5 protein-coding genes are annotated in these 4,367 nt (G+C 37.7%); 1 reads left to right on the top strand and 4 read right to left on the bottom strand.

Going from position 1 to position 4,367, the window contains the following annotated elements:
* Positions 1 to 51: 51 nt before the first annotated feature.
* Positions 52 to 621, bottom strand: a complete 570-nt coding sequence (locus AAEY57_RS18830; protein WP_350608535.1) for an acyl carrier protein phosphodiesterase — start codon at positions 619 to 621, stop codon at positions 52 to 54.
* A gap of 266 nt (positions 622 to 887) precedes the next feature.
* Here AAEY57_RS18830 and AAEY57_RS18825 point away from each other — a divergent pair, with 266 nt between their 5' ends.
* Positions 888 to 1,259: a hypothetical protein gene (locus AAEY57_RS18825; protein ID WP_350608534.1), complete on the top strand. Its 372-nt coding sequence runs from the start codon at positions 888 to 890 to the stop codon at positions 1,257 to 1,259.
* A gap of 458 nt (positions 1,260 to 1,717) precedes the next feature.
* On the opposite strand, the gene AAEY57_RS18820 is transcribed toward AAEY57_RS18825, so the two are convergent.
* From AAEY57_RS18820 to AAEY57_RS18810, 3 genes are all read right to left on the bottom strand, one after another.
* Positions 1,718 to 2,002: an addiction module antidote protein gene (locus AAEY57_RS18820; RefSeq protein WP_007579952.1), complete on the bottom strand. Its 285-nt coding sequence runs from the start codon at positions 2,000 to 2,002 to the stop codon at positions 1,718 to 1,720.
* Positions 2,003 to 2,007: 5 nt separating this feature from the next.
* A complete protein-coding gene (locus AAEY57_RS18815; RefSeq protein WP_197208817.1) occupies positions 2,008 to 2,304 on the bottom strand; it encodes a type II toxin-antitoxin system RelE/ParE family toxin in 297 nt (98 codons plus the stop codon).
* Positions 2,305 to 2,826: 522 nt separating this feature from the next.
* On the bottom strand, positions 2,827 to 4,367 hold a 1,541-nt coding region (locus tag AAEY57_RS18810), incomplete at its 5' end, for a tetratricopeptide repeat-containing diguanylate cyclase (RefSeq protein WP_350608533.1).

Genomic DNA, 4,367 nt, shown 5'->3' with positions numbered 1-4,367 from the left:
CGTTCTTGGTCGAAAGATCGGATCTCGGAACAGGCATTTAGTTCAATTTTCTTAAACGAGATTCAGGTTAATTAGCTCAGGAAAAAACGCCAAAAAAAGCCCATCTAGCTCATTGTAATGGCGGGATATATCTTCAGCGGTGCCTGCAAAATTATTAGTGAAGCGAATTCGTTTAGCAATATTATCAAGCGCCCGCCCCACCCCATCAATAGTTTCGTACTCTTTAAACCAATCGTTTTGCGTCATACTCGTTACTACACGTTGCATTCGTGTAGGCATTACAGGTATACGCTTATCCAAAAGCCCATAACTGGTGTGCTTAAAATCAATTAATGATTGGTTATTAAACTGCCGCCAGTGCTGAGTAAGAAAGTGATCAAACACCACATCAACAGCCACACCAGCAAAGCGCCTGCGCTTAGCTGAAAAAAGCTGTTTAGCTTCTTTTACTAAAGGATGTGCGTCAGTAAATTTATCCACTAAATAATGATTATCAAGCGCACTTTTAACGCTTGTAGGTATGTGTGTTAACTGCCGTTGACCACCAAAATCTCCTAGCAAATTCCCAAAGTGAGAATCAGCCGTAGGCTGCGCTAAATAAAGGTGGGCTAAGTAATTCAAGGGTGATCCCAGCAGTTGATCAAAGTAATAAAATAATAACGCAGTTTTGAATAAAATTCATTTTAGAGAAGAACAGTTTCATTAACTTTATTCTTCGAAACTATCCAAGCAATTACAATTGTATTTTATTAATTCAGTAAAGAGTCAGGCCAATTTTGTTATCACTGTTGCTGCATTTTTTCGGTGCTGCATGAGTCATAAAATACCTTGCTTAGCCTTTAATACTAAATGCTATTTTCTATTGTAACCAAGGCTAACCATACACTATGACAACAACTTTTTTAAGTAAGCCACAGCAAGTGGCAATGCAACATGCGCTTATTAGCAGCAAGCTGATAGGAAGTAGTACTGTAAAGAGTGAAAATCCACTATCACAAGCGCAACAAGCCTATAGCGATATCGCCGTAATGCTCTATCGCTTTAATTTACAAAAAATAAAATGGCCCTCTTTTTTAAAAGCAGCCATAAGCGCAGCAAACAACGTATGCCAATGGTTAACCTGTGAACTTGCCAGATGCCAGCAAAGCTATAAAGCCCAACCCGATGAAGCAGTAATCGTTGAACAAAGTGCATTTTTTAGTGGCGTTTTTAGCGAAGAGCTCGCTTATATTGATAGTTTATTAGGGGCTGAAGCATAAACTCTTAAGTTTATTTAAGTAATTAGGGTCGGCTTGGGTCACCCATTAGTTTTTCAGGTTTTTGGCCATGTTTAAATTAAATTTAAATAATAAGAACGCTTGGTTTTTGAATAAAAAGATCAAGAAAGCACAGCAGCCTGCTTGACCGGAACTTTCTAATGGGTGACCAAACCAACTATGCCACTACATCAAGGATGAATTATTTGCAGCAGAGTAAAATTTGAAAATCTATACCCCTCTTTGGCTGCCGACGCCAGTGCGACAAAACCTTGAATAAGGTCTTTAATCTCTAAAAGTGCCTAACATATTCGCGTTATCTGTAATAGTAATCTCAAACACCTATTCAAATAATTCCACGCGCCAGCAAGCTAAACGCCTACAACTAATAACATATACTTTTGCCTTTTAAGCGAGTGAGTATATTTATAAATTGTTGGGTTTCGTTCCCTCGATCCAGCCTATGCAACTTGTGTTGTAAGGCGAAAGTTAAGTGCTTTCATCACTTTAAAAATAGTTTCCCAACGTGGCTTGGTTTTACCGTTTACGGCTTTATATAAGCTTTCACGGTTTAACCCCGTTGCTTTAGCAATATCACTCACGCCATGTTTTTTAACTAATAAGCCAAGTGCTTCAATAAAGGTATTTGGATCATCATCAGCTAAACACTCTTCTAAAAATGTATTAATTTCTTGCTGTGTTTCCATATAGTCAAACGGGTTAAAGTCTGATGTTTGTAGCGCCATAATAATTACTCCAATTCTCTTAAAAGGGCTTTTGCTTTGGTAATGTCTTTACCTTGTGTACCTTTGTGGCCACCATTGAGTAGTAAAATAACTTCACCGCCTCTAATTATGTAATAAACACGATAGCCCTTCCCTACGAAAATTCGCATTTCAGATATGCCACCACCAACAGATTCACTGTCGCCAAAATTACCATTTATGGCACGTGTAATACGTTTAGCTATTGCCATAAAAGCTTGACGGTCTTTGAGCTTTTTAAGCCATTTATCGAACTCGTCGGTTTTCTTAATACGATATTTCATAAAACAACTGTAGCCCAAAAGCTACAGTTGTGCAATTTATTTTAGAGATACCGAATTTTGATTTAACAATCAACGCGTCAGCAAGCTAAACGCCCACTATAAATAACACAAACTCTTGGCTTTTGAGTGAGTATGTATATTTGTGATTGGTTAGGTTTCGCTTCGCTCTACCCAACCTACGTTCATATAATTTATAGCGAATCACCACACACAAAAAAGCCGTTGCATTGCTGCAACGGCTTTCATAATTTCGATAAATCCCCACTCTACAGTGGAACTTACCACCCATTAAAGTTCATGATCAGAGTTATTTAAGTTTGGGAAAATGTAACCTCAAAATGCTCATTTTACTTTACCCAATTTTAAATTATAGATTGGGAATCTATTTGTTAAAAGTGAAGTCCCTATTGTTAGTCATAATTAAAATTTGGGAATATTTAAGCTTTATCATAAACCCTTTGCCTATGCTTTTCATTTTCGCCTGACACAAGCCTCTGAAAATCTTCAAAGGCTTTGTAGTAACTAAAACACCACACTATTCCGGCCATTTTGCTTGGCTTTGTATAAGTTCAAATCAACACGCTTTGCTGCCTGCTCAGCATTCTCATGTGGTGTTATTTCAATAACACCAATGCTTACAGTCGAATTAATGCCTAAGGAAGTATGTTGTTTTTCTGCTATTGAATGCCTGATACGCCCTGCTATCTCTTTTGCATTTTCAAGGGTTTGGTTTTCAAGGACTATCAAAAACTCTTCACCACCAACTCGTCCCACCATATCTGAACAGCGAACTGTACTCACGATCGAATTTACGATAGAAATGATTAGCTCGTCACCAATATCATGGCCGTATTGATCGTTTACAGCTTTAAAGTGGTCAATATCAATGGAAATCAATGAACTTACTCGCTTATTGTGTAAATTCTTTTGCATGACACTTCGTTTCAAATTAATGATAGCCCTGCGATTAGCAATGCCTGTAAGTTCGTCTTTTAAAGCGAGTACTTCAAAGTGCTTTTTTTGACGGGTTTGCTTAAAGCTGTAAATGGCAAATAGGATTAAACATACGCTGGCAATAATGAGTGTTAAGCGCTGCCAAAAAGCCTTACCTTCAGCTACGGTTAGTAACTCTTTTTGCAGAGCTGATGCTTGTTCAAGCCGAGTTATTTCTCGTTTTTGTTGTTCTAGGTCAAAGTTTAGTCTTGCTGATATAAGCGCATTATTAGCAATGTCTTTTTGCTTTTGTTTTATTATCGTTATCAATTGTTGTTGAGCATCGATGTGTAACGAGGAATCATTTGTGACTTCAGCTAGTAATGAGGCAAAGTTAAAGTATCTTTCTTTAAAACTGACTGACCATGAATTTTGCTCAGTTTGTAACTTGTTAAATAAAGTGAGGGCTGCGTTTAGGTTATTACTTTTTAAGTGCCACTGGGCTTGTGTCATGGTTAGCAATACTGTGATCCAGCTACTATCTATTTTTAGTTTATCAACAGCTGTTAAATATGATTTTGCAGCATTGAGTTGATTTTGTTCGGTGTACAGCTCAGCTAACTTTATCAATACGTAAGCATAACCGTCATCGCTTTCGTAAGACCTTACATCGTTCTTAATTGACTGATACAACTCTATAGCTTTAGGGCGATTTCCGCTTTTTTCATAGGCAAAAGCGAGTTGATCGATTACTTTATAATGTTCTTGTTCATTAAATTGTGTTAATTCAGTTGCGGCGCGTTGCAGTTGTTCAATTGCAAGATCAAAGTTAAAAAGGGCTATATGAATATCTGCTATTTCTTTTAGTGCAAGGGCTTGTTCGTAGCTATTTCCAGATTTTTCAAATAGCTGATAGGCTTTTTGCGCTGCATGGAATGCATCCTCATATCTTCCTTGAGCTAAGTAAATGCGATTTAATATAATGTTAGCTGTAGCAATGACGTCTAGCTCTTTTGGGCTTTTAGCGTGTTCAGAGTTTTTGGTTATAGGCTTTCCCGCCGTGTCAGAGTAGTTGTCCTGTCTTCTTTTCACAATAGTTATAGTCAGACGGCGGGTGGTTAGCAGGTTCA

The sequence above is a fragment of the Pseudoalteromonas sp. MER144-MNA-CIBAN-0113 genome, from assembly GCF_040308965.1.
Taxonomy (GTDB): domain Bacteria; phylum Pseudomonadota; class Gammaproteobacteria; order Enterobacterales; family Alteromonadaceae; genus Pseudoalteromonas; species Pseudoalteromonas tetraodonis.
The sequence above is the reverse complement of the archived record's forward strand: the minus strand, read 5'-3'. Positions and strand labels throughout refer to the sequence as shown.